Below are 1855 nucleotides of genomic sequence, written 5' to 3'. Positions count from 1 at the left end.
AAGTTCATAACGTCTCTTTAACCATTTAAATGACCTACTCATGATGTTTGTAATTATACATGTATGAGTGATCTGGTAGGACGTCCAAATTTTTTTGAAATAATCCCAACCTTTATTTCGCCTGGCACACTATATAATTGTCAGGAATTACAGATGCAACTATGGAGGCATAAAATGGATTCAATTGGTAAAAACGGAAAGGACGCAGCGGAAGCGATTCGGAGCTATGTCAAACCGATTTTCGGTTTTGCGTTAAACCGGGTCAAGCAGCGGGCCGAGGCAGAGGATCTGGCTCAGGAGATTATGCTGCAGTTGTTGAAATCCTTCTCCGGGGTGCGGGACATTAGAAGCCTTGACGCTTACGTCTGGACGGTTGCCCGATACACTTGGGTGAATTGGTTGAAAAAGCGTGCGCACGCTCCCCAAGCGATCGAAATCAACGGCATGTCCGAACTGTCTGCCGCCCCTTCCCGGGAGCCGCTTGACCGGCTGCTGGTAACCGAAGCTTACCGCGAGCTGCGCCGAGAAGTCGCGTTTCTGTCCGACATCCATCGCCGGATCGTGGTCATGCATTACTACGACGAGCTTAAAATCGGCGATATTGCGATTGCTCTGAACATTCCTGAAGGAACGGTGAAGTGGCATTTGAGCGAGGCTAAAAAGAAGTTACGGAAAGGGATGAAACGTATGCGTGCAACAGGAACTTTAAGTGTGAATCCGGTCAGCATGGGGGAAATGGGCCATTCCGGTTCGGCCGGCAGACTGGGCGAAACCAACGATTTTCTTGGACGCGCCTTGGCGCAAAATATCGTTTACGCGGCTTATCACAAGGCGCGTACCGTACATCAAATCGCGGAGGAGCTCGGAATGCCGCCGTCTTTATTGGAAGGCGAAGTCCGGCACCTGGCCGATTATAATTTTCTCATCCAAACCTCTCCCGGCAAATATCAAAGCAATACCATCGTATGGGACCTCTTCGAGTTGGCCGTAGCCGGTCATCAATTCTGGCAAGATTGCGCCGCCGAAGTGGCCGATGTTCATTTTGACGCGTTAATGGAAGTTCGCCGGCAAGTCGAGGATAGCTGAGTGTACGTTCCGGACGGCGACTATAACTTCCTGCTCTGGACCTTGCTGCCCAAGAACGTCGAGGAGCAATCTTGGCGGAGCATGCCGGCGGGCGAAAGCTTCGATGCGGTCGCACCAATGCGAAAGGACGGAGGTCAGTATATTGCCTATGCGGCGTTAAACCGGAGCCGCAATGCTGATCCGGGTTTTGATTTGAGTAGTTACGTCACCTTCGGTCCGTCGCTCCGCTACGTCGAAGACACTCCCTTATACTTGTGGCAATTCAATACTTACTGGAGCGACCGCCAGATGGATTGGCGTTTCCTGGAATACCGGAATGTCGAGATTTGTCATGCGTTCCAACAAGGGGAGCTGCCCGACAACGAAGAGAACGCCGAGCAATATTCGTTCCTGCTGGAGAAGGGGTACATCCGCAAGACGGAGGAGGGGTACAAGTTTAATGCGGTTTGGATCGACTCTCCGCAAACGTTGGATCGGTTGAACAAGGCAATGCCGGATTTGTCCGCTCTGTATGCGCCTGCTGTCGGCAAGCTCTACGACAAAATGCTCAACCTGTTCCTGCAAAATCAGCCGAAGCATTTGGAGCCGCAGCTTGCTTACATGGTGAGAGGCAACACCGGCGGAGGCCGGCTGGTCGCTTATATTTTGAAGCATTTGATCGATAACGGGAAGTTGAAACCGCCGTTGCCGCACCAGCAGAAGACGATTTCAACCTGGATGGGGCCGGTCAAGTAAGTCGGTTCGGAAATGTATACGAAGAATGGCCGTT

The 1855-nt window shown here is 51.6% G+C and carries 2 protein-coding genes; both read left to right on the top strand.

Annotated elements, in window-relative coordinates:
* Positions 1-174 precede the first annotated feature (174 nt).
* Entirely contained in the window at positions 175-1086 is a 912-nt protein-coding gene (locus HP552_RS03270) for an RNA polymerase sigma factor (protein ID WP_175394221.1), read from the top strand.
* On the top strand, positions 1087-1821 hold the full coding sequence (locus HP552_RS03265; protein WP_175394220.1) for a hypothetical protein: 735 nt from the start codon (positions 1087-1089) through the stop codon (positions 1819-1821). It abuts the gene before it with no gap.
* The last annotated feature ends 34 nt before the right edge of the window (positions 1822-1855 follow it).

Origin of the sequence: Paenibacillus xylanilyticus (assembly GCF_013359935.1) — a bacterium.
GTDB classification, from domain to species: Bacteria; Bacillota; Bacilli; order Paenibacillales; family Paenibacillaceae; genus Paenibacillus; species Paenibacillus xylanilyticus.
Note: the sequence above shows the minus strand (reverse complement) of the source record. Positions and strands in the feature narration are given on the sequence as shown.

What these genes read in the sequence shown, in the direction of transcription:
- HP552_RS03270 (WP_175394221.1), top strand. Translation starts at nt 175, where the DNA reads ATGGATTCAATTGGTAAAAACGGAAAGGACGCAGCGGAAGCGATTCGG.